General features: G+C 66.2%; 22 protein-coding genes. 13 read left to right on the top strand and 9 right to left on the bottom strand.

Annotated elements, in window-relative coordinates:
• Positions 1-298 precede the first annotated feature (298 nt).
• From AB4089_RS08680 to AB4089_RS08665, 4 genes are all read left to right on the top strand, one after another.
• On the top strand, positions 299-556 hold the full coding sequence (locus tag AB4089_RS08680; protein WP_011692168.1) for a mycoredoxin: 258 nt from the start codon (positions 299-301) through the stop codon (positions 554-556).
• A gap of 120 nt (positions 557-676) precedes the next feature.
• Positions 677-1,762: an S-(hydroxymethyl)mycothiol dehydrogenase gene (locus AB4089_RS08675; RefSeq protein WP_441408878.1), complete on the top strand. Its 1,086-nt coding sequence runs from the start codon at positions 677-679 to the stop codon at positions 1,760-1,762.
• Positions 1,759-2,418, top strand: coding sequence for an MBL fold metallo-hydrolase (locus AB4089_RS08670; protein ID WP_441408877.1), 660 nt, complete (start codon positions 1,759-1,761; stop codon positions 2,416-2,418). The genes AB4089_RS08675 and AB4089_RS08670 overlap by 4 nt, the downstream gene beginning before the upstream one ends.
• A gap of 101 nt (positions 2,419-2,519) precedes the next feature.
• The gene (locus AB4089_RS08665) at positions 2,520-3,020 is read left to right on the top strand and encodes a DinB family protein (protein WP_441408876.1); all 501 of its coding nucleotides are present in this window, start codon (positions 2,520-2,522) and stop codon (positions 3,018-3,020) included.
• A gap of 114 nt (positions 3,021-3,134) precedes the next feature.
• Here the strand turns inward: AB4089_RS08665 and AB4089_RS08660 are convergent, their stop codons facing one another.
• Entirely contained in the window at positions 3,135-3,338 is a 204-nt protein-coding gene (locus AB4089_RS08660) for a hypothetical protein (protein WP_441408875.1), read from the bottom strand.
• 610 nt (positions 3,339-3,948) lie between these two features.
• Positions 3,949-4,272 (bottom strand): hypothetical protein, encoded by a 324-nt coding sequence (locus tag AB4089_RS08655; RefSeq protein ID WP_441408874.1) that lies wholly within the window; start codon positions 4,270-4,272, stop codon positions 3,949-3,951.
• A 166-nt stretch (positions 4,273-4,438) separates the two neighbouring features.
• Here AB4089_RS08655 and AB4089_RS08650 point away from each other — a divergent pair, with 166 nt between their 5' ends.
• Positions 4,439-5,197 carry a VOC family protein gene (locus AB4089_RS08650; protein ID WP_441408873.1) on the top strand — a complete coding sequence of 253 codons (759 nt, stop codon included), beginning with the start codon at positions 4,439-4,441 and terminating at the stop codon, positions 5,195-5,197.
• Between the two features lie 59 nt (positions 5,198-5,256).
• Complete coding sequence (locus tag AB4089_RS08645) at positions 5,257-6,699, top strand: AAA family ATPase (protein ID WP_441408872.1); 1,443 nt, start codon at positions 5,257-5,259, stop codon at positions 6,697-6,699.
• A 61-nt stretch (positions 6,700-6,760) separates the two neighbouring features.
• Here the strand turns inward: AB4089_RS08645 and AB4089_RS08640 are convergent, their stop codons facing one another.
• Both AB4089_RS08640 and AB4089_RS08635 read right to left on the bottom strand, forming a co-directional pair.
• The gene (locus tag AB4089_RS08640; RefSeq protein ID WP_441408871.1) at positions 6,761-7,549 is read right to left on the bottom strand and encodes a GNAT family N-acetyltransferase; all 789 of its coding nucleotides are present in this window, start codon (positions 7,547-7,549) and stop codon (positions 6,761-6,763) included.
• A 75-nt stretch (positions 7,550-7,624) separates the two neighbouring features.
• Positions 7,625-8,113 carry a hypothetical protein gene (locus AB4089_RS08635; RefSeq protein ID WP_441408870.1) on the bottom strand — a complete coding sequence of 163 codons (489 nt, stop codon included), beginning with the start codon at positions 8,111-8,113 and terminating at the stop codon, positions 7,625-7,627.
• 159 nt (positions 8,114-8,272) lie between these two features.
• Here AB4089_RS08635 and AB4089_RS08630 point away from each other — a divergent pair, with 159 nt between their 5' ends.
• Positions 8,273-9,118 (top strand): alpha/beta hydrolase, encoded by an 846-nt coding sequence (locus AB4089_RS08630; RefSeq protein WP_441408869.1) that lies wholly within the window; start codon positions 8,273-8,275, stop codon positions 9,116-9,118.
• Here AB4089_RS08630 and AB4089_RS08625 read toward each other — a convergent pair.
• The gene (locus AB4089_RS08625) at positions 9,098-11,659 is read right to left on the bottom strand and encodes an AMP-binding protein (protein ID WP_441408868.1); all 2,562 of its coding nucleotides are present in this window, start codon (positions 11,657-11,659) and stop codon (positions 9,098-9,100) included. The genes AB4089_RS08630 and AB4089_RS08625 overlap by 21 nt on opposite strands.
• 180 nt (positions 11,660-11,839) lie before the next feature.
• Here AB4089_RS08625 and efeO point away from each other — a divergent pair, with 180 nt between their 5' ends.
• The 3 genes from efeO to AB4089_RS08610 are packed head-to-tail and all read left to right on the top strand — an operon-like array spanning position 11,840 to position 15,098.
• Positions 11,840-13,060 carry an iron uptake system protein EfeO gene (gene efeO, locus AB4089_RS08620; protein WP_441408867.1) on the top strand — a complete coding sequence of 407 codons (1,221 nt, stop codon included), beginning with the start codon at positions 11,840-11,842 and terminating at the stop codon, positions 13,058-13,060.
• Positions 13,057-14,430, top strand: a complete 1,374-nt coding sequence (gene efeB, locus AB4089_RS08615) for an iron uptake transporter deferrochelatase/peroxidase subunit (RefSeq protein ID WP_441408866.1) — start codon at positions 13,057-13,059, stop codon at positions 14,428-14,430. The genes efeO and efeB overlap by 4 nt, the downstream gene beginning before the upstream one ends.
• Complete coding sequence (locus tag AB4089_RS08610; protein WP_441408865.1) at positions 14,427-15,098, top strand: hypothetical protein; 672 nt, start codon at positions 14,427-14,429, stop codon at positions 15,096-15,098. The genes efeB and AB4089_RS08610 overlap by 4 nt, the downstream gene beginning before the upstream one ends.
• 6 nt (positions 15,099-15,104) lie before the next feature.
• Here the strand turns inward: AB4089_RS08610 and AB4089_RS08605 are convergent, their stop codons facing one another.
• Positions 15,105-15,650 (bottom strand): GNAT family N-acetyltransferase, encoded by a 546-nt coding sequence (locus AB4089_RS08605; protein WP_441408864.1) that lies wholly within the window; start codon positions 15,648-15,650, stop codon positions 15,105-15,107.
• A 623-nt stretch (positions 15,651-16,273) separates the two neighbouring features.
• Here AB4089_RS08605 and AB4089_RS08600 point away from each other — a divergent pair.
• Positions 16,274-16,615 (top strand): hypothetical protein, encoded by a 342-nt coding sequence (locus AB4089_RS08600; RefSeq protein ID WP_441408863.1) that lies wholly within the window; start codon positions 16,274-16,276, stop codon positions 16,613-16,615.
• A gap of 176 nt (positions 16,616-16,791) precedes the next feature.
• On the opposite strand, the gene AB4089_RS08595 is transcribed toward AB4089_RS08600, so the two are convergent.
• Positions 16,792-17,622, bottom strand: coding sequence for an oxidoreductase (locus AB4089_RS08595; RefSeq protein WP_441408862.1), 831 nt, complete (start codon positions 17,620-17,622; stop codon positions 16,792-16,794).
• A gap of 329 nt (positions 17,623-17,951) precedes the next feature.
• Between AB4089_RS08595 and AB4089_RS08590 the strand changes: the two genes are divergently transcribed.
• Both AB4089_RS08590 and AB4089_RS08585 read left to right on the top strand, forming a co-directional pair.
• Complete coding sequence (locus tag AB4089_RS08590; RefSeq protein ID WP_441408861.1) at positions 17,952-18,122, top strand: hypothetical protein; 171 nt, start codon at positions 17,952-17,954, stop codon at positions 18,120-18,122.
• 131 nt (positions 18,123-18,253) lie between these two features.
• Positions 18,254-18,961 carry a hypothetical protein gene (locus tag AB4089_RS08585; RefSeq protein WP_441408860.1) on the top strand — a complete coding sequence of 236 codons (708 nt, stop codon included), beginning with the start codon at positions 18,254-18,256 and terminating at the stop codon, positions 18,959-18,961.
• 28 nt (positions 18,962-18,989) lie between these two features.
• Here AB4089_RS08585 and AB4089_RS08580 read toward each other — a convergent pair whose 3' ends face one another.
• Both AB4089_RS08580 and AB4089_RS08575 read right to left on the bottom strand, forming a co-directional pair.
• Positions 18,990-19,904 (bottom strand): helix-turn-helix transcriptional regulator, encoded by a 915-nt coding sequence (locus AB4089_RS08580; protein ID WP_441408859.1) that lies wholly within the window; start codon positions 19,902-19,904, stop codon positions 18,990-18,992.
• 104 nt (positions 19,905-20,008) lie between these two features.
• Entirely contained in the window at positions 20,009-21,334 is a 1,326-nt protein-coding gene (locus AB4089_RS08575) for a carboxylesterase family protein (RefSeq protein WP_441408858.1), read from the bottom strand.
• Between the last annotated feature and the right edge of the window lie 4 nt (positions 21,335-21,338).

Below are 21,338 nucleotides of genomic sequence, written 5' to 3'. Positions count from 1 at the left end.
ACCCTCAACGCCTGCCACGCCCGGCACCCTCACCGCTACCGGAACAAACCCACCGCACCAGCCGCCCCGGCCCACGCCGGCATCAACCACAAAACCAACCCGCTGTCACAAACAGCTTGATTCATTCCGACTTTCCGGCGACTTCGCAGCTTTCCTCCGAATTCGCGTCATCCGTGCGCAGTGCCGTCACGCGCCTGCGGGAATAGCGGGCTCCGAGGTACGGTTGTTGGTAGTGACGTACGACTTCAGTGGGGCCGGCCTACACGCCGGCCCTACCCAAATGTTTGAGGAGAACTTCGTGGACTTCACCCCCGAATCCGGCACCATCACCATGTTTTCGACCACGTGGTGCGGCTACTGCAACCGGTTGAAGAAGCAGCTGGACGCGCAGGGCATCGGGTACACCGAGATCAACATCGAGGAAGTCGAAGGCACCGCCGATCTCGTCGAGCAGCTCAACGGAGGCAACCGCACCGTCCCCACGGTGCTGTTCCCGGACGGCACCGCCGCCACCAATCCCTCCGCGGCAGAGGTCAAGAGCCGGCTAGCCGCCTAACCCCTCCCTGTAACCAAGACACCAAACCTCGACGGCGCGGCCTCCCAAGGGCCGCGCCGCCGCCCGTTGTGCCAATAAGTTGTGCGAGAAATCCGCGTCCAGAGCAGAGGAGCTTGTTTCATGGTCCATAAAGTCAAAGCAGCAGTAGTCCGTTCCAAGAATGCCGACGTCACCCTGGAGACGATCCTGGTGCCGGACCCCGGTCCGGGCGAGGCACTCGTTGACATCCTGACGTGCGGCGTCTGCCACACAGATCTGCACTACAAGCAGGGCGCCATCAACGACGACTTCCCGTTCCTGCTCGGCCACGAAGCCACCGGCGTTGTCAGTGCGGTGGGGCCGGACGTCACGGAGGTCGCCCCCGGCGACCGCGTGGTGCTGAACTGGCGTGCCGTCTGCGGCGAGTGCCGGGCCTGCCGCCGCGGTGAGCCCCAGTACTGCTTCAACACCCACAACGCCACCCAGAAGATGACGCTGGAGGACGGCACGGAGCTGGCCCCGGCACTTGGCATCGGCGCCTTCGCCGAAAAGACCCTCGTTGCCGCCGGCCAGTGCACCAAGGTGGACCCCGACGCCGATCCCGCCGCCGTCGGGCTGCTCGGCTGCGGCGTCATGGCAGGCATCGGCGCGGCAATCAACACCGGTAACGTCCAGCGCGGCGATTCGGTGGCTGTGATCGGCTGCGGCGGAGTGGGCGTGGCGGCCGTCGCCGGCGCGGCGCTTGCCGGCGCCACTACTGTGATCGCCGTCGACATCGATGCCAAGAAGCTCCAGCGCGCCAAGGACCTCGGCGCCACCCACACGGTGGACTCCTCCGCCGTCGACCCCGTCGAGGCGATCCGCGAGCTGACCGGCGGCTTCGGCGCCGATGTGGTGATCGACGCCGTCGGCCGCCCGGAAACGTACAAGCAGGCCTTCTACGCCCGTGACCTCGCCGGCACCGTGGTCCTGGTGGGCGTCCCGAGCCCCGAAATGACGCTGGAGTTGCCCTTGCTGGACGTGTTCGGCCGCGGCGGCTCGCTGAAGTCCTCCTGGTACGGCGACTGCCTGCCCTCGCGCGACTTCCCCATGCTCATCAGCCTCTACCGGCAGGGCAAGCTGGACCTGGACGCCTTCGTGACCGAGCGGATCACGATCGAGCAGATCGAGGAAGCGTTCGCCAAGATGCATGCCGGCTCGGTGCTGCGCTCGGTGGTGGAACTGTGAGCCTCCGGATCGAACGGCTGGTCACCTCCGGAACGTTTTCGCTCGACGGCGGGACCTGGGACGTGGAAAACAACGTCTGGATCATCGGCGATGACACCGAATGCGTCATCATCGACCCCGCCCACGATCCCGTTGCGGTGGCCGCCGCCGTCGCGGGCAGGACGGTCAAGGCGATCCTGCTCACGCACGGCCATGATGACCACATCCGCGCCGTGGGCGAGGTCCGGACGCTCGTGGACGCGCCCGTATACCTGCACCGGGCGGACTGGATGCTCTGGGAGCAGGTGTTCCCCGGCACCGAGCCGGACCACGCCATTGCCGACGGCGACACGTTCGACGTCGCCGGTGCCGGGCTGGTGGCGCTCCACACCCCCGGTCATTCCCCCGGCTCCGTGTGCTTCCTGCTGGGGAACGAGGGCACCGGGTTCGAGGGCTCCGGGTTGGAAAACACCGTGTTCAGCGGCGACACGCTGTTCAAGGGCGGTCCGGGAGCGACCGGACGTTCCTTCAGCGACTTTCCCACCATTATCGAATCCATCCGGAACCGGCTCCTGCCGTTGCCCGCGGACACGGTGGTCCGTACCGGCCACGGGGATCCGACGACGATCGGTGAAGAGGCCGGCCACCTGGAGGAATGGATCGCGCGGGGACACTGACGGCGCCTCCATTCCGCCGGACCGGATTCGTGGGGACCTGGACCGCGTTGGCGTGTCCGGGTCCCCCGATACCCGGCCGCCGGGTACTAGGCTGTGGGGCCATGAGACCAAACCCCAGCATGGAGCCCGCAACCTTCACCGCAGACATGCGGACCCAGTTCGACGCGTTCCTCGATGAGCACCGGGCGGATCTRCTCGCCTGCCTCGACGGACTGACCGACCAGGAGGCCCGGGCGTCCCTGGTGCCGTCAAGGACCACCCTCCTGGGGCTTCTCAAGCACGCCACCGTCGTGGAAAAGGTCTGGTTTGACGAGGCCATCACGTGCAGGACGCGGCAGGAAATCGGTATCCCGGCCACTCCGGATGAATCGTTCATCCTCGAAGAGGGCGACACCATCGCCGGTCTACAGGCCACCTACGTCCAGGCCTGCGAGGATTCACGCCGTCAGGCTGCTTCCCTCGACCTGGACGACCTGGTCAGGGGCAACAGGCGCGGTCCGCTGCCCCTGCGCTGGGTCTACCTGCACATGCTCCGTGAACTCGCGCAGCACTGCGGCCACGCGGACATCCTGCGCGAACAGATCCTCGCCGCGCGCACCTGACGGTGCCAAGTCGCGGTTCCCGGAATGTCCCTACATGTTTGCCCGGCGGGTGCAGGTTTAGCGCGGATGCGGCCCACCCCCGATGCGTTTTCACAGGGTCGCATCCGCGCTGGTCTATGGGAGCCCCGGGTCGGGGCTGTTGCCCTGCCTGCCTGGGCGGTAGCGTCCGCGCAAGGAACCGGGCAGGCCGGCCGCCGTGGGGGTGCTGGAGCCTGGGACTGGGAGCAGGGCGACGGCACTGCGGGCGGCCAGCCGGACGGCAGCAACCGCCAGCAAGCCGGCGCCGGGGCTGACGGTGACATCGGTTCTGGTGGGCATGGGGCTGGGACTCCCGCAACGAAGTGGGCGGCCGCTTCCTGACCAAATTCAGGGTATCAATCGCGTTTGCCGCATGAAAGGAAAAGAGAGTAACAATTCATATGCAACTATTCCGTCGACACTTACCTGAGTTCCCGCAATCCGTTCCAGTGTGAGTGGACCAAACCCTGCGTGTGGATTACCAGCCGTTTGAGGCTGCGCCGTGTAGGCTCCGGACTCAGAACTTTAATGGCCGAAGTGACCCTGGACCACTACCCGTTGGGAGCGTGATTTCGGTGAGGAACGACATACATCCGGTGCTCTCCATCGGGATGATCGTCGGTGGCCAGACGCCAGAAAGTAAAATCTGGACAGAGACGATCCAACGCCTCAGCATTGCCGTGCGGGACATCAGAGGTGAAATTGATTCCAGCCTTCGGAGCAACATTGAGTTCCATATCCCGGGACCCATTCTCACTCCAGAATTTGAGGGCGTTCGAACCGGATACTTCAGCAGGAAAGCCGGGGTTCTCAAGGTCCAAGTTGCGGTGCCGGCAATCCCTCCTTCAGGTCCCTACGCGCACGCCGTCAAGTCAATCCGGGACGCTGTCCGCAAGAGGTCCTCGGCACGCTATTTCGTGCCTGGAGAATACTCCGGGTAGTATCGCCGGATTTCTTGAACGGTCCTGCCGGCCTCAATCATCTGCTCAACGGAGATCATGCTCCGGACTTCCTCGTCGGAGGACTTGGTGCTGTTCCAAGGACCCATTGTCCGGTAGCAGAAGTCGTTCGGATCGCTCAGCCTCGCCTCGTTGTAGCACTCGGGATGCTCAAGTCCGCCAGAGGCAGTGTCAACAGGACTGGAAGTCGAAGAACCGAAGACAGCAGACAACCCCAGCGCGAGCAGTGGTGTGAGCGAAACAGCTCCAATTCCAATTTTTGTTCGCTTATTCATGGTCCCCCCAATTGGCCATATTGTTTTGCGAGCCTACCGTAGTGGTCCATGAGCTCTCCACGAGCGGAGAAACCCATGGGACCGGCACCGGTTCGGTCTTGCCTCAATGCGCCGGCCCGGGAAACAATGTTTCCGCCTAATCCGGCCCGCCGAAAGGGTTTGATCAATGACAGTGCGAGATATCTCTTCAATCGGCGCGCCTTGCTGGGTCGACGCTTGGCAGCCCGATCCCCGGGCGGCCAAAGAATTCTATGGTTCGCTCTTCGGCTGGAGTTTTGACGAGCCGACGCCGATGCCGGCCGGTCTCGACGGCGACTATTACGCCGCGCGCTTGCGCGGGAAGCTGGTGGCGGGCATCGGGCAGGCGCCGCCGCAGTCGCCGGCGGGGTGGATCACCCACGTGCGGGTCGACGACGTCGGGGAAACCCTGACTCGTGCCGAACGGGCGGGAGGCAAGCGCCTGGAGCCGTTTGATGCCGGCCCGGGCGACCAAATTGCTGTGCTCACCGACGCCACCGGCGTCCCGTTCTGCCTGCGGCAGGCGGGCGGGATCGACGGCGCCGAGCTGGCCAATGAGCCGAACTGCTGGGCCATGAGCTCCCTTCACACCACAGATCCCGGGCGTGCCCAGGCGTTCTATGGCGCACTGTTCGGCTGGGAAGTCGAATCGGGGACCGACGCGCCCTTCTCGCGGTGGCTCCGCAAGGGCCGGGTCGTGGCGGTTGTGGCGGCCACAGACGGCGTCGCGGTTCCGCCGCATTGGAGCGTCAATTTCGCCGTCCGCGACGCGGACGCCATCGCCCGGCACGCCGTCGCTCTCGGTGGCGGCATCTTGATGGCGCCCATGGACACACCGGGATTTCGYAGCGCCGTGATCAGTGACCCGCAAGGCGGCGTCATCGCGGTCAGCGCCACCACCGGCTGACACTGGCCTTGCCGTTCATAGGCGTCAGCACCCCAAGACGGTACTGGTAGGGTCAGCGCATGGATGAAATTTTGGGGAAGTTCATCGACAATTTCGCGCGTCTGGTGGAGCTCGCACAGTCCGGGCAGCATCGGGTGCAGCCGGGAACCCAGCTGCTGACCACGCTCACCGACCATCTGGGGGTCCAGGCAGAATCAGTGGCTGTGGTGGTTGAGGAAATTCCGCCGCATCGGTTCGTGGACGCGGACATCCTTATGGAAGAGCTCGCCGCTGAGGACCCCGAGTTCCGGCTCGTGGGCATCGGCGGAGGAGACCAACGGCACCATCATTCGCTGAGCGACATGCTGCAGCAGTCCCAGCTATATCCCCAATACCCGCTGTCCCAGCCGGACTACACCAACCTCGCTGTCGGCCCGGACCAGCAGCGGCAGGCCGTGGCACTGGGACTATGGCTATTCAGCCACGAAGGCAGTCCACTCGCGGTGCTGCAGCGGGACGCCAACCCACGGTATGGCCGACAGTCAGCGTCCCTCGAGGTCTTGGCCGGCGCCACCGATCAGGCCGCACGCTTCCTCTCGGAGTTCCGCCGTCGTATGCAGCACCGCAGCGTACTCAAGGGGCAGGTCATTTCGTTGGTGATGGGCGAGTATGGTCCTAGCGCGGCCGGGGTGACCTTTCACGCCCGGCCGGCCCTTGCCGCGTCCGATGTCATCCTGCCCGATGGGCTGCTGGGGAAGGTGTCGGACCACGCCCTAGGCATCGCCGAGCACCGGGACTCGCTGGACAAGTACGGCCAGCACCTCAAACGCGGGATCCTGCTCTATGGCAGGCCGGGGACGGGAAAGACCCACACGGTGCGGTATTTGTTGAGTCGAAGCGAAGATGTCACCGCAATCCTCCTTTCGGGGGGATCGCTCGCCAGGATCTCAGAAGCCGCCACCATGGCCCGGGCCCTGCAGCCGTCCATCGTCGTTCTGGAGGACTGTGATCTCATCGCCGAGGACCGCAGCTTCGGGCACGGACCCCAGCCGCTGCTGTTCGAGGTGCTGGACGCCATGGACGGTTTGGCCAGCGACGCCGACGTGGCGTTCGTCCTCACCACCAACCGCGTGGACATGCTCGAACGTGCCCTCGCACAGCGTCCCGGACGTGTGGACCTGGCCGTGGAAATCCCCCTGCCGGCCCAGGCGGAGCGGGTCTCGCTGATCAAACTGTATGCCCGCGGTATTCCCTTCACCCCGGACGCAATTGACGATGCCGCCGCCCGCACCGAAGGCACCACGGCCTCGTTCGCGCGCGAACTCGTCCGCCGGGCGGTGGTTGCCGGCGCGTTGGAAGGCGTGCCGGTCGCGGACCATCACCTTGTGAAGGCTGTGGATGATCTGATGGCCGACAGCGCCGCCCTCACCCGAAGCCTCCTCGGCAGCGGCAGCGGGGGCGACCCTGGGGGCAATGGAGGACCATTCCCCGGGCCGCCGGAATCTTTTTATCCCGGGGGCTAGGTCAATTCCCTACGGGCTATCATGCCGGGTGACGGCAATCCCGGCGGACGTGCTTGGGCCGTCAACGCCGCCAGCGGTAGGGAGTGGTTGTTGACACCCGATGCAAGCCGGAGCGTTCCAGGATTGGCCGCGAATAGTCTGTCGAGTCGCTGTGGATGAGTGTCTTGCCCAGCGCCAGCGCTGCTCGGGCCCGGGCCGCGGTGAGAGCCCGATAGATACCCTGGCCGCGCCATTGCGCACGTGTTGCCCCGCCCCAGATGCCCGCGAAGTCCGTGTTCGGTACCGGCTCGAGGCGGCCCGCGCTCACAATCGCCCCATCATGTTCGGCCACCCACAGTTCCATCCCGTCGTCCAGGGCCGCGCGATGCAGGATTGGATCGGCATTGCCGTCAGAAACGGGATCACCGAAAACCTCATCCTGCATGGCGCTCATGGCGCGGATATCCCGTTCTTCGGTCACCCGCCGCAGGCTGATGCCGGGCGGKAGCGGCACCTCCGCATTCAGCGCGCTGGCAGGACCGATCATGATCGATTCGGTCTCATCGGGCTCAAATCCGTTCGCGAGCAGGGCGTCATGGAGTCCAGGCGCGTGATCGTGGCCACGGGTTTTCCATTCGGCCCGCACGATTTTGGGATCGTTGCGGTAAAACGCGAGCGCCTCGGCCACCCAATGCGCGATTGTCTGGGCGCTGGCCCCCTCGAGGTCCTGATAGGTCACGAAGCCCCTGCCGCCGGGAAAGGTCACCAGGCGCAGCGGGCCGAGCCGTTCAATGGCTACGGCGCTTGGAGTCTCGGCATCTGTGCGGAGCTGTTGGTCGTAGGCAATGAGAAGTTCTTCAGAGAGAGTCATCGGGACCCACGGTACAGGGTCCGGATTCGGACTCGGAGATCATTCCGGGGCCAGGGCGTGAGCCGGAAGCGTCCCTTAGTGGGTGATTGTCAGGGGTTTCACCGGCATTACACACGAGACGCGCACGGCCTGGGCGTCCCCTGCTCCCGCCACGCGGTTGTTCCGGCCCGTGTCATCACACCAGTCAATGTTGTAGGGCATTGCGGTTACGGCGGCCGCCCCCACGGCCGTCCGGGCGGGTACGACGAACGTATACGTGAACCCACCGGCGTCGTTCATGGCGGAGGTGGTGTTGACCACCTCCGCACCTGCGGCGTCGGTGACGCTCACTTGGATTCGTGCGTTCTGGCCGTAGCGGGGATTACAGGCAGCGTCCGGCGCTGACACCGTGACGCTTTGCCCCGGTTTGGCTTCCGTCGGGCTCAGCGAATAGGCGGGCGGGAAACAAGGCGGTTCCTGGCCAGCGGTGGACGAACACCCCGAAACCGAGGCAACCAGCACCAGCGCGCCAACCGTGGCGCCTATCGCGGCGCGCCGGTCACGGTCCTTCAGGTGTAAAGCCATACCGAGAGTGTCGCCGATCCAGGAAGCTATGCCCACTGTTGCCCCGAATTCGTAGCCGAACTGTTGCCGGGTGCGCCAGAGGCCAAAATTGGGGCTCAGATTGGGGCCCAGCCCGCACAGCTACGACTCCCGCACGCACGTCTGGCCTATGATCGGGCCATGGGATCACCCGGAATTACCCGACGGGCCCTTCTGGGGCTCGGGGCCGGCACCGTGGCGGCGGCGTCGGTCGCGGCGTGCGCCGGCCCCGGCACGTCGAGCCAGGCACCACCAACGCAACCCATCGCCATGCGCTCCGGCAGCTTCACCTCGCGGTTCCGGCCGCAGGAACCCACGGGCTGGTCACTGGCCGTGCCGGGATCCCCCGGCGACACCCCTTCCGTCCCCTTGCCTGTTGCCCTGTTCCTGCATGGCACGGGCGCGGACCACCGCATGGTCTTCGACGAACTGGATGCAGGTGGAGTCCTGGCTCGCCATGTGGCCCGCGGAGGGACGCCGTTCGCGATCGCTGCCATTGACGGAGGCGAAACGTGGTGGCATCGCCGGGACTCCGGAACCGACACGCAGTCCATGCTGGTCGAGGAATTCCTCCCGCTCCTGGCCAGCCAGGGAGTCGACACCGGCAGGCTCGCCGTGTTCGGCCTATCGATGGGCGGCTTCGGCGCCCTGCTCCTGGCCTCCCAGCACCGGGTCCCCGGCCTCCGCGCCGTTGCCGCGATGAGCCCGGCAGTCTGGAGCCTTTACGACGCCGGCCGGTCCGACAACTTCGACAGCGCCGCGGATTTTGCCGCAAACGACATCTTCGCGCTGCGGCCGGAACTGGAGTCGCTGCCGAAGAGAATCGACTGCGGCACGGCGGACAACCTGCTGTTCAGCGTGAAGGACTATGTAAAGGACCTGCCAGGGGCACACGAGGGAGCCTTTCAGGACGGCGGCCACGACAGCGGCTACTGGCGTTCCATCCTCCCGGAGGTCTTTTCCTTCCTAGGCAGGAACCTCACGTGAAGCCGGCCGCGACCCTGCGGCGCCGGCGGCACTGGAGCGTGCCCGCCGCCGGCTGAGTGTTCCCGCCACACGCATGCAGAGCACCCAGTAGGCTACCCCGACGGCGAGTGAGACAACGACGGCGAGCGCGGGACTTATCTCCGCCAGCGGCGGGTAGACCAGCCAGTGCACCAGGTACGCGTAGAGGGAGGCGCTGGCCATCACCACCGTGAGCCGGCGCAAGCCCATCGGCACCGGGATGCTGGGCAGCCAGATGAGCAGCAGGATTCCGGCCAGGAGTGTCCACTCCCGGCCCGGGTTCTCGAAGAATCCCGGAACGGTCAGTGCAGCGATGGCCGAGACCAGGCAACGCTGGGCAATGGTCCGGGACCGGGCGATAGCCCACCCCAGTGCGAAGAGCCAGAGGGCGGGCGCCGTGTGCGGCACCCCGGGGTTGACCAGTTCATAGCGGGTCAGGAGACCCAGGCCGGTCAACGCCAGCGGAAAGAGCAGGGGGAAGCGCCGCTCGGCTCGGTCAGCCCACGGGATGGCCAGCAGCGCCGTCGCCGCCACCAGCAGGTAGACAAGGACTTCGATGAACCAGAAATGCCATTGGGAGGTCACCGCCTCCGGCCCGAGGATAGCGTTAAGCAGCAGGATGTTGACCGGTGTGTAGTTGTCGGTGACCAGGTAGGCCAGCGCGATGAACGCCATGCTCGGCACCACGATCCTTGCCACGCTGGCCAACTGCCGCCGCAGCCGCGGGATACGCTTCCCGGAGAGCTGGAAGCGCGCGAAGTTGTACCCGGCCACGGCCATGAGCACGTGGGCAGCACCCTGCCAGCTGAACAGGCCGACGTGTGTGCTGACGATCAGGACGATCCCCACCGCCCGCAGCACGATGCTCGTTTCAAGTGGCGCAAAGAGCCGCCGCCGCTTCCGGACAGGGGCCGTCCGGGGCCGAGGTTCCAAGTCCCGGACCGGGGTGACATGCCAATCCGGCGGGAGGTGGCCCAAGGCTTGTTCGAGCCGGACCGATGCAGCCACGTAGGAGAGCGAGTCCCCACCCAGCGAGACAAAGGTGTCCTCGTCCCCAATCCCGGCGCACTCCAGGGCGTCCTCGAAGATCTTCCGGACGCTGTCCGGCGCACCGCTTCCCGTCGTCCGCTCAGGTGCCGGCCCGGGTTTCGGCCCGGACAGGGCCAGGACAGCCCGGTAGTCCAGTTTGCCCGTGGGCAAACGCGGGAGATGCTCGACGGCGTGCACCTCAAGGGCCGCTCGCGGCAGGCCCACGCCCTGGGCGAGCACCTTGGCCAGCAGCTGAGTGTCGTGGTCGCCTTCAACGGCGACAACGACGCCGTCGTCCGTCCCTGCGCTGGCGGCCCGCACCCCGAGGTCCGCCAGGAGCCGCTCCACCTGTCCCAGGTCAACGCGCAGCCCGACGATCTTGACGAACCGGCTGCGCCGGCCCACCACTTCGTAGACGCCTGCCGGGTGTTTCCGGGCGAGGTCGCCGGTGCGAAGTTCGGTGATGGTCCGCCCAGCGGCGAGGTCCGACGGGCTCTCGGCGTAGCCGAGCATGACGTTGGGGCCGGTGTAGACGAGTTCGCCGTGCTCCAGTCCCGGCACCGGGTCGATGCGGAAAGAACCGCCGGGCACCGGGATGCCGACTGCACCCGGGACTTCGACCGCCAGTTCCGGAGGGAGGTACGCCATGCGGGCTGTCGCCTCGGTCTGGCCGTACATCACGAAGAATTCCCAACCGTGGCGGCGGCCCAGTTCGGCGTATTTCCTCACCGATTCCGGCGCCAGCCTTCCCCCGGCCTGTGTGATGTAGCGCAGGCTGGGCAGGTCCATTTCCGCGAACCCGACCCGTTCCAGCAGTTCAAAGGTGTAGGGAACAGCCGCCAGGGACGTGGCCCCCCGGCGCCGGAAGAGCTCCCAAAAGCAGGGATCAACCACGGAAAGGTCGGTGAGCACCAGTCCGGCACCGCGGAGCAGGTAGCTGTTGATCACGGACAGGCCGTAGCAGTAGGACATGGGCAGCGTCGTCGCCGCGCGGTCATCCGGGCCGATCTTCAGGTACTCCGAGATCGACTCGGCATTGGACTGCAGGTTGGCGTGCGAGAGGCGGACGAGTTTCGGCGAGCCCGTTGATCCGGACGTGCTCAGCAGGAGCGCCAGGTCCGGATGCAGCTCGTGGCGGGTGCCGGGCCGGCGCTCCTCCAGCACCGTCCGCCCGTTCCCGGGCCGCATGACGACGTCGGGGTCGTATGCCGCCACCATGGACTCCAAGGCCGCAGGCTTGTCCTCGGGCAGGAGGATCAGGGGGTGGCCGCCCACCAGCGCGGCCAGGTAGGCCACGATCGAATCGAGGTCGTTGGTCGCGGCCAGCGCGACGAGGCGCCGTTCCGGGCCGAGCCGCAGTGCCAAAGCATCAACGCGCCCCGCCAGCTCCCGGTAGGTCAGTGCGTAGTGGTCCGTGAGGATGGCGGGCTCGTCCCCGTAGCTCGCAAGATCGGCGGCAAAGGGCACCCGCTTGAAATCAAGCTGCGTGGTCACCAAACCATGCTATTAGATTAGGCTTACCTAATCAAAATTAGGGTACGAAATGTTTGCGTAATCGCCCGGAATGAGTATCCTCCTTATTTAGGTGCCCCTAACTAAGGGTTTCCTCAACGGCGTCGTTGGGGAAGTCCACCGCGCCACGGCACCGCCCCCACCGACCCGAAGGACTCCCCCATGCCCAGTATCACCCTGCCCAAAAACACCCCGCCCAAAGACACTCTGCCCAAAAACACTCCGCGGTTCCGGAAGATGCTCGCCTTGGTTGCTGCGGCAACCGCGGCTCCGCTGGCCCTGACCGGCTGCATGGACAACGCAAAAACTGCGGCCGCAGCGGACGGGACGATCCAGGTCACCAGCACCCAGACGGAATGCAAGGTCTCCACCGGCCAGGTCCCCAGCGGCAACCTGACCTTCGCTGTCAAGAACGATGGATCACAGGCCACAGACTTCTACCTCCTGGCCGAAGACGGGCTGCGGGTCATCGGCGAAGTCGAGAACATCGGTCCCGGCCTGAGCCGCAACCTGGTGGTCACGGCGGCCGCCGGCAAGTACACCACGGCCTGCAAGCCCGGAACGCAGGGCGACGGAATCCGCGCAGGCTTCAGCGTCACGGACTCCGGGACGAATCCCGCCGTCGACGCCGGCCTGCAGGAGCTCGCGGACACAGGCACGCGGCAATACACCGCGTACGTGAAGGACCAGACCAATCAGCTGGTGGACGGAACGAAGGCGTTCGYGGAGGCCTACGCTGCCGGAGACCTGGAGAAGGCCCGCGGACTCTACGCCGCAACCCGCATGCACTGGGAACGCATTGAGCCGGTAGCCGAGTCCTTCGGGGACCTAGACCCCAAGCTCGATGCCCGCCAAGCCGACCTGAAACCGGGCCAGGCCTGGACGGGCTGGCACCGGGCCGAAAAGGACCTGTTCCCGCCCGCCGGCTACACTCCCCTGACTGTGGCGGAACGCGCCGGCCTGGCTAAACAGCTCGTTGCGGACACCGAAGACCTGGCCCAGCGGACCCGCACGGTGGAACTCACCGCAGACAAGATCGGCAACGGCGCCAAGGAACTCCTGGACGAAGTGGCCACCGGCAAAGTCACCGGTGAGGAAGAAATCTGGTCCCACACCGATCTCTGGGACTTCCAGGCCAATGTTGACGGAGCCCGGATCGCCTTCGAGAGCCTGAAACCCGTGCTGCAGCGCAAGGACCCGGCCTTGGCCGACACCTTGGAGGCAAAGTTCGCGGCCTTGCAGACCGGGCTCAAGCAGCACTCCGCCGGCGACGGCTTCGCCTACTACAACGAGCTCAGCCAGGCCCAGGTCCAGCAGCTCGCTTCCCTGGTGGATGCCCTGGGCGAGCCGCTCGCCAAGCTCACGTCCGCGGTAGTCCTGTGAGCGGCTGCCCCTTCAGCGGCAGCCCCGGGCACACTCCCGACGGCGGCGCACCGGAGCCCGCAGCTGCCGCAGGACCGCCGGCCGCCGGCGGCTCGGCCAACCGTGGGCTGTCCCGCCGCTGGCTCCTGTCCCTCGCCGGCGCCGGCGGCGCGGGCGCCGTCGCCGGCCTGGCGGCCGGTTTCCTCGGCCACGACGCCGTAGCGGCAGCGGCACCTCCACAGGCAGCGGAGGACATCATCGCCTTCCACGGCGACCGCCAGGCCGGCATCGTCACGCCGGCCCAGGACCGCCTTCACATTGCGGCCTTCGACGTCGTCACGGAGGACCGCGCGGAGCTCATCCGACTTCTGAAGGACTGGACCGCGGCCGCCGCGGCGATGACCGCTGGGCGCGGCACGGGCAGCAGCGGCGCCGTCGACGGCCCCTACGATGCGCCGCCGGAGGACACGGGCGAGACGCTGGACCTTGGGGCCGGAAAGCTCACCCTCACCTTTGGGTTTGGCCCGGGCCTGTTTGAGAAGGACGGCAAGGCCCGCTTCGGCCTGGATGGCCGGCGCCCGGACGCCCTGATCGACCTGCCGCACTTCCCCGGCGATGATCTCCAACCGGGGCGCACCGGCGGCGACATAGTGGTCCAGGCCTGCGCCGACGACCCGCAGGTGGCTGTCCATGCGATCCGGAACCTGGCGCGGATCGGGTTCGGGCAAACACGCGTCCGCTGGTCGCAGCTGGGGTTCGGCCGGACCTCCTCCACGTCCCGGTCCCAGACCACGCCGCGGAACCTCTTCGGGTTCAAGGACGGCACGAGCAACCTCAAAGCCGAGGAGGCCGCCCTGCTGGACGAGCACGTCTGGGCCGGCCCGGGAACCCGCCCGGGAGAAGCCTGGATGGCCGGCGGCACCTACCTCGTGGCGCGCCGGATCCGGATGCACATCGAAATCTGGGACCGGACCTCACTGCGCGAACAGGAAGGCCTGATCGGCCGGACCAAGGGCTCGGGCGCACCGCTCTCCGGGGGCGAGGAATTCACCACCCCCAACTTCGACATCACCGGCAGCGGCGGCGAACCGCTGATCCCGCTGGACGCCCACGTCCGCCTCGCGCACTCGAGCCGGAACGACGGCGTCAAGATGCTCCGGCGCGGGTACAACTACACTGACGGATCGGACGGCCTGGGACACCTCGACGCCGGCCTGTTCTTCATCGCCTTTGTCACTGACCCCCGGACCCACTACGTGCCCATGCAGCTGGCCATGGCGAAGGAAGACACCCTGGCCCTGGAATACCTCAAGCACACCGGTTCGGGCCTGTTCGCGGTTCCCCCGGGAACCGCGGCGGGAGGCTTCATCGGCGAGGGGCTCTTCACGTGACGGCAGCCCTCACCGATGCCGGGCGGACGCCGGGCGCTGACGGAACAGGTGTACCTGACAGCACGGAACCCAATGGCACGGAACTGCCGGGACCCGGCATCGTCAAGCCCGCCAGCCCGAGCGGAAAGCCCGCCCTGAAACTCGTGCTCCTGGGGGTGGGGTGCTCGGCGGCGTGGCTGGCATCCGTGCTGGTGGGCGGGTTCCTCGACCCCGGGGTGGTTGTCCACCGGATTGCCCTCGCCGCCCACATCCTGGCCCTTGTGCTGTCCTTCGGGGCCATCCTGGTGCTCGACTGGGTCGGCCTGCTGTGGCTGCTGGGCCGCCGCGACGTCCACGACACCCGGCGGCTCGATTCCGCCGCGCAGCCGCTGATCTGGGGCGGGCTGGCGATCCTGCTCATCTCCGGGGCGCTGCTGCACCCGGACCTGTCCAGCCCTCCGACCCAAATCAAACTTGTGAGCATCCTGGTGCTCATGCTCAACGGACTGGTCCTGACCCGGACCATGAAGCAACTGCACCTGCTGCCGCCGGCAACGCTGTTTACCGCAATGGCGGCCGGGTTGCGGGCACGCTTGCTCGCCGCCCTGTGTGTCTCGCAAGCCTGCTGGTGGACCAGCGTTCTGGTGGGACTGCTCAACAGCACGCTGCGGCGCTGGACGGGCGGATGAGGCCGGTCAGTCCCTTGGCAACCACGAGTCAGGGAAGATCCGGCTGTGGCGGTTCTCCGATACTGGCGGATCGAATCGGGGGTCTTCCAGGGTCGCTCCGTCGTCGAGCCAGCCGCGCTTGTTGTAGAAGCTGATGGCTCGATTGTTGCCAGCCGCCACCCAGAGACAGGCACGGTCGTAGCCGAGTTCGATGAACTTCTGCTCGGCAGCCGCAAACAGGACGGAGCCTGCGCCCCGTGCCCACCAGTCCGGATGCACAATGATCGCGTGGAGCTGGCCGGTTCCGGCGTCCGCGTCGCCCGTGGCGGGACCGAGGATGGCGAAGCCCGTAACCACCTTGCCGGTTTGGACGACGAGGTGGAGAGTCCCGTCCCGGGGCTCCAGGATGTTTCGGCGCCACGCCTTCGCTGCCCGTCCGATGTCGAGCCCGTCAAGGTAATCGTCGGTCATGACGCCGCGGTAGGTAGCCCGCCATGCTGCAATGTGGACCTCGGCCAGCCGTGCGGCGTCGAGGTCGGTCGCGGCCCTGACACTGATATCCGGAGGGGTCATGTGCCCGAATCTATCAACCAGGGTCACGGGCGCCGTGCGGCGCGCCAGAGGCGGCGCGCAAGGTAAGCGATGAGAAGGACACTGACCGCGGCTAGGAGCCATGTGCCTTCCAGCCCAAGGAGCGGGCCGGTGGAACAAGCGCTGACTGCACCAGATTCCGGCGCATAGTCGATGCACTCGCCTGTCCGAAAGCCGATTAGCAAGGCGTCGACGGCGACCACCAGCAGAATGGCCCCCGCCCAGGGCCATCCCGGACGCCGGCGCAGCTGAGGCGATTCCTCCACGACACCCCCTCCGCCGCTGCAGGGCCCGGCTGGCCGCTACGACACTTGGCCATCACACTACGACCGAATCCTCCAGCGCGGTAGGCACGCAGCCCTGCCCGTCCCGGACGAGTAAATTGCCACACGGCCCAATTATGACAAAATGTCATCACCCGTGACAGATCTGGTCAAATACGCTTCTCCGGTTACTCTCAGGCGATGGGGTCAATTAATCAAGCGAAGTTACTGATTGTTGGATTGTTATTTGCGGCATCTGCACTCAGCGGGTGCACTGTTCAACCCACTCCGGATTTGAGCCCTAGTCCAGCGCCGAGCCCGACGGGCACTTCGTCATCGACTGTGAATGCTGACGATGTGCTGGCACGTCAGCAGAGCAACCTTAGGACGAACATCAAGGATGCGGTAGTGCAATCCACGAGCTCCGGATCAGGAGGGCAGATATTTTCCATTCCGGCAATTCCGCCAGGGAAGAAGCGCATCGGCTTCTCCATTAACTGCACGGGTGACAGCAGTTGGCAGGTCTCTCTGAAACAGGAAACGCCTTCTCATGCCGATGCGCCCTGCTCGCTGGCGAATATCGCATCCGCAGATTTTCCTATCGATTCGCCGACTGTCCGGAATGAACTACGGCTTGAGCTCGACGCCACAACAACATATTGGATAACTATTTACTACATCTGATCAGAAACTATTATTTGGGGGATAATGTGTTCAAATTTGGGCTCCGAGGGATTTCGTTAGCCATCGCCTCACACTGTCAACGCACCGTTAACCTTCAAGCGCGGACCCTGAATTCGGCTAAAGACAGGGTCCGCGCAGCTCCACACCAAATCCAGCGGCTGGCCGGACTCGATTGTTCAGCCCGCCATGCCGGTGCCCAGGCTGAGGTCCCGCCATTGGTCCAGTTCCGTGCGCTGCGCCTGGGCGACGGCGGCGAAGGCGTCGAAAGCGTCTTTGCCGAGCACCACCAGCGACGGCGGGTTCTCGCTTTCGACGATCGCCAGGATGGCCTCCGCGGCCTTGGCAGGGTCGCCCGGCTGGGTGCCGTGGACCGTGTCGTTCTCTTTCCGCCGCTTCCCGGCGGTCTCCGCGTAGTCCGCGATCGCCGTCGCCGACTGGGTGAGTGAGCGGCCGGCGAAGTCCGTGCGGAAGGCCCCGGGCTCGATGACGGTGACGTGGATGCCGAGCGGCTTCAGTTCCTTCTGGAGGGATCCGGACAGGCCCTCCAGGGCCGCCTTGGTTGCCGAGTAGTATCCGGATCCTGCAGGTGAGATACGTGCTCCGATGGAGGAGATGTTCAGGATGGACCCGGCCCTGTTGGCGCGCATGTCCGGGAGGACCGCCTTGATCATGTCGACGGCACCGAACACGTTGGTGTCGAACAGTTGCCGGATGTCGGCGTCGTCCGCTTCCTCAACGGCGGCCCGGTAGCCGTAGCCGGCATTGTTGACCAGCACGTCGACGCCGCCGAAGCGCGTCCGGGCCTGCTGGACCGCCGAGTCGATCTGTGCCCGGTCGGTGACGTCGAGCGGGAGGGCCAGAGCCGTGTCCGGGAAACCGGTAGCGATGTCCTGCAGAGTAGTGACATCTCGTGCCGTGACGACGGCGTTGTGGCCGCGGCCGAGCACTGCCTGGGCGAGTGCCCGGCCGAGCCCGGTCGAGCATCCTGTGATGAGCCATGTAGCCATGAGCGTGTTCCTTTCGTGGGATGCCAGGGTTCTGGCACGGTGGCGTACGTTACGGGCGGACGAGGACCTGCTCAGAAGCGGGGCGCTACTTAGATAGATAACCGCAGATTCGGTATATGTGGGAGTTGCTGTTGATACAGGTAATGACGGGCCCTCCCTGTTCGGCTCACGTTTCAATGAATGGCGGGCCACCAAGTGAACACATCGGCGAAGTCATGACCTCTGCGGGCGCAAGGGGCAACCGCCTCAAGGTTTTAGTTGACTATGTCAATGTTCACTGAAGCATCTATGCTTCGCAGAGTCGCGAACGCGGCATTGACATTGGGGGTTTGAAATTGGATATTGGCCTGCTCGCTGCAATTCTTTACTGGGCTTTTCCCGCCGCAGTGATATTTGTTCTGGCACGTACGGTGTTCCGGCTGAACACGTTTCTGAAATTGCGGATCGCCCAACTTCGAGCGGAGACCGCGGCCCTTGAAGCGGCAGACCTGCGGCGATAGTTTCAGTTCGCCCGCATGTTCGACTGGTCCCGAGCCCCGGCCACAGCCGGCGGCTTTGACCGCCGGGTCGAACAGCGCATGCGGTAGATTGCACTCATCCCGACGACGACGCGGGCAATGGAGGGGGACCATTGAAAGCAACACAGGAGAAGCAGCATCAGCCGCGGTCGGGCCGCTCAGCGTCCGTGCGGCGTTCGACGCGGCAGGTCAAAACGTACCGCTCGCCGTCGGGCCGCCCTGTCGCCGCAACCGCCTGGGCCGCGGCGGCCGGCACCCTGTGCTGGCTGACGGCCAGCGGAGAATCCGGGGCGGCCCTGGAGGCCACCCCGTGGCTGGCTCTGGGGTCCTGGTTCGTCTACGCAGCCCAGTGGCGGCCGTGCCTCCGTGCGGACAGCGACGGGTTCGAACTGATCAACGGACTCCGCGACCACCGGATACCCTTCAATGCCGTCGTGGACATCGAGATCGGCTACGCGGTCGTGGTCAGGACCGCGGGCAGGAAGTACGTGAGCTGGGGCGCCCCTACTCCGCCGGGCTCGTTCGAGTCCGGTCTTGGGCATGTCAGCGACCTGAAGAGCCGGCCCTTCAGCATCCTCCCGAGCAATGAACGCATAAGCCAGCCTGTGCCGCCCAGCGGCCGTGACGAGATCGCGCAGGCGTGGCAAGATGCCCGCGCGGCCGGTTTACCCTCCTCCGGCAGCACAGTGACATCCGGCAGCACAGTGACTTCCGACAGCACAGTGGCAGCCGACAGCACAGTAGCATCCACATGGAACCGCCCGCTGATCGCGATCGGGGTCATCGCAATCCTCTGGGTGATCGCGGCCGTTGTGTTCTAGGCGGCCGGGAAACCGCGCCGTCGATGGCTCAGCGGGAATTGTCCCGATGCGGGGCCGGTGCCGGGGCCTGTGCTGCTACGGCGGAAACCGGTATATCGACACTGTTGGTGGCTGTCCAGCTCTCGAGCATTTTCAGTGCGTCCGCCGAGGCCGAACCCGGCTCGGCACTGTAGACAATGAGGGAGAGCCCGGTATCGGCCGGCAGGTCCATCGCCTCAAACGCCAGATGAAGGTCTCCCACCACGGGATGGTGGATGTCCTTGAGCCCGGTCTGGTGAAAGCGCACGTTGTGCGAGGCCCACAGGGCGCGGAACTCCCCGCTATGCACCGAGAGTTCTCCCACCAGGTCCGTCAGGGCGCGGTCATAGGGATTCCGGCCCGCTTCGGTGCGCAGATTGGCCACGAGATCGCCGGCGGCACGCTCCCAGTCGAGGAAGAAGTCGCGGGCACGCGGATTCAGGAAGACGAACCTGGCCACGTTCACGGGCCGGACCGGATCGGCATAGAGCTCGGAATACAGCGCATGGCCCAGCCGGTTGGCGCCAAGTATGTCCCGGCGACCGTTGCGCACATAGGCCGGCGCATCGCTCATGGAGTCGAGGATCCTCTGCACGGTCGGCCGGACCTGCTGCTGCATGGGGCGCCGGGGCCGCGGCGCGGGCCCGGCGGCCCTGGCAAGGTCGAACAAGTGCGCGCGCTCCGGTTCATCCAACTGCAGCGCACGGGCGACGGCGTCGAGCACGCTGTCGGAGACTCCCCCCAGGTTTCCACGCTCGAGCCGGATGTAGTAATCGATGCTGACGCCGGCGAGGAGGGCAACTTCTTCCCGGCGAAGACCGGGAACGCGCCGGTTTCCACCGTAGGCAGGCAGGCCCGCATGCTCTGGGCTGACCCGCGCGCGGCGCGAGGCCAGGAACTCGCTGGCTTCTTTCCGATTGTCCATACAGCAACCCTATGAGGCGTCGTCTCCTGGTGGGAGGCCCTGCCGGTACCTGCCTCAACAGTGCTTCCCGCGGCCGGGAACCACGGCGAGGGCGCCCGGGGGGTTCAGACCGAGTGGTACCGGAGTGAGCCGGGAATCTCGCCTCGGGTGCCCAGGCTTTCCCCGCGCGCGAACTTCGCCCAGAGTGCCCGCATCGCCCGGCCGTCGGCATGGATGTCGTCCCAGGTGGCGCCATCAAGAAGCCCGGCGCCCCGCCAGGTGCCCTGGTCGCCGAACAGCAGGGGCAGGTCAACGGTGTGCGCTGCGCCGTAGAGATTTCCCGGTGCGCGCCAGGACAGCACGTAGCGGTGGGCCCGTCCTCCCGCGCGCACATGCCGTTTGGCAAACTGTCTTGTTGCTTTGCCGTACACCAGTTCCGTGACCACCCACGTCACCGCTTTGAGCACTGCGCTGCCGACGACGGGAATCCTCGCCACGCGGCTCAGCTGCGGGCTTCGGGGCAGGAACAGCCGGGCCTCCTCCGCCGTATGGCCGATCAGGATGTCGATCCCGGGGGCAGTGGCATTCCAGGCACCGTCCAGCTCGGATTCCTTGGGCAGCGGTGAATGCCCGTACTGGATCCCGAACGGCATGGCAGCAATCAGCCCGAACCTCCGGGCCGCCCGCGCGACGTCCTCCTCGAGGGCAACGACGTCCATCGCCGGGGTGGCCTCGGTGACCACCTCCGCTGCGGCGCCCATGGCGGCGTTCATCTTTTCCCGCCCCCGGGTAATGCCCAGTGGGGCACTTTGAATGATGGCCCGCTGGAAGAGCGACGCCGCATCCGGCGTTGCCATGAGGTGCGCCACGGCGTCGCCCCCGGCGGATTGCCCGAAAGCGGTGACCCTGCCCGGGTCGCCGCCAAACGATCCGATGTTGCGCTGCACCCAGCGGAGCGCCTCGAGCTGGTCCAGCAGGCCCAGGTTGGCGGGCCTGCCGCTGCTGGTGGACAGGTATCCGAACAGGCCCAGCCGGTAGGTCACCGAGACAACAATGACGCGGGTCTCGGCAACCAGCGCCGCCGGATCGAAAATCGCCAGATCCCCGGAACCCGAGGTGTAGGACCCGCCGTGCAGCCACACCATCACGGGCAGCCGCTCACCGTCGTCGAGGTCGGCGGGCAGGGTGATCGAGAGGCGCTGGCAGTGCTCGTCGCCGGGGAGTTCTCCGTAGCGGGTGCCGAGCACGTCGTCCAGGAAGGGCACGGGGGCCTGCGGGCACGCCGGGGACAGGGAGGTCGCCGCGAGCACCTCGGACCAGTCGGATGCCGGCGCAGGCGGCTCAAACCGTTCCGCGGTGGCATACGGAATGCCGGTGGCACGCACGACGGCGCCGTCGCGCCACCCGGCGACAGGGCCACACGGCGGTTCGAAGGAAAGGTCCACGTTCATGCCC

Source organism: Arthrobacter sp. 2MCAF15 (assembly GCF_052115605.1).
Taxonomy (GTDB): domain Bacteria; phylum Actinomycetota; class Actinomycetes; order Actinomycetales; family Micrococcaceae; genus Arthrobacter.
The sequence above is the reverse complement of the archived record's forward strand: the minus strand, read 5'-3'. Positions and strand labels throughout refer to the sequence as shown.

What these genes read in the sequence shown, in the direction of transcription:
- AB4089_RS08675 (WP_441408878.1), top strand. Translation starts at nt 677, where the DNA reads ATGGTCCATAAAGTCAAAGCAGCAGTAGTCCGTTCCAAGAATGCCGAC.
- AB4089_RS08660 (WP_441408875.1), bottom strand. Translation starts at nt 3,338, where the DNA reads ATGCCCACCAGAACCGATGTCACCGTCAGCCCCGGCGCCGGCTTGCTG.
- AB4089_RS08655 (WP_441408874.1), bottom strand. Translation starts at nt 4,272, where the DNA reads ATGAATAAGCGAACAAAAATTGGAATTGGAGCTGTTTCGCTCACACCA.
- AB4089_RS08645 (WP_441408872.1), top strand. Translation starts at nt 5,257, where the DNA reads ATGGATGAAATTTTGGGGAAGTTCATCGACAATTTCGCGCGTCTGGTG.
- AB4089_RS08635 (WP_441408870.1), bottom strand. Translation starts at nt 8,113, where the DNA reads ATGGCTTTACACCTGAAGGACCGTGACCGGCGCGCCGCGATAGGCGCC.
- AB4089_RS08630 (WP_441408869.1), top strand. Translation starts at nt 8,273, where the DNA reads ATGGGATCACCCGGAATTACCCGACGGGCCCTTCTGGGGCTCGGGGCC.
- AB4089_RS08605 (WP_441408864.1), bottom strand. Translation starts at nt 15,650, where the DNA reads ATGACCCCTCCGGATATCAGTGTCAGGGCCGCGACCGACCTCGACGCC.
- AB4089_RS08595 (WP_441408862.1), bottom strand. Translation starts at nt 17,622, where the DNA reads ATGGCTACATGGCTCATCACAGGATGCTCGACCGGGCTCGGCCGGGCA.
- AB4089_RS08580 (WP_441408859.1), bottom strand. Translation starts at nt 19,904, where the DNA reads ATGGACAATCGGAAAGAAGCCAGCGAGTTCCTGGCCTCGCGCCGCGCG.
- AB4089_RS08575 (WP_441408858.1), bottom strand. Translation starts at nt 21,334, where the DNA reads ATGAACGTGGACCTTTCCTTCGAACCGCCGTGTGGCCCTGTCGCCGGG.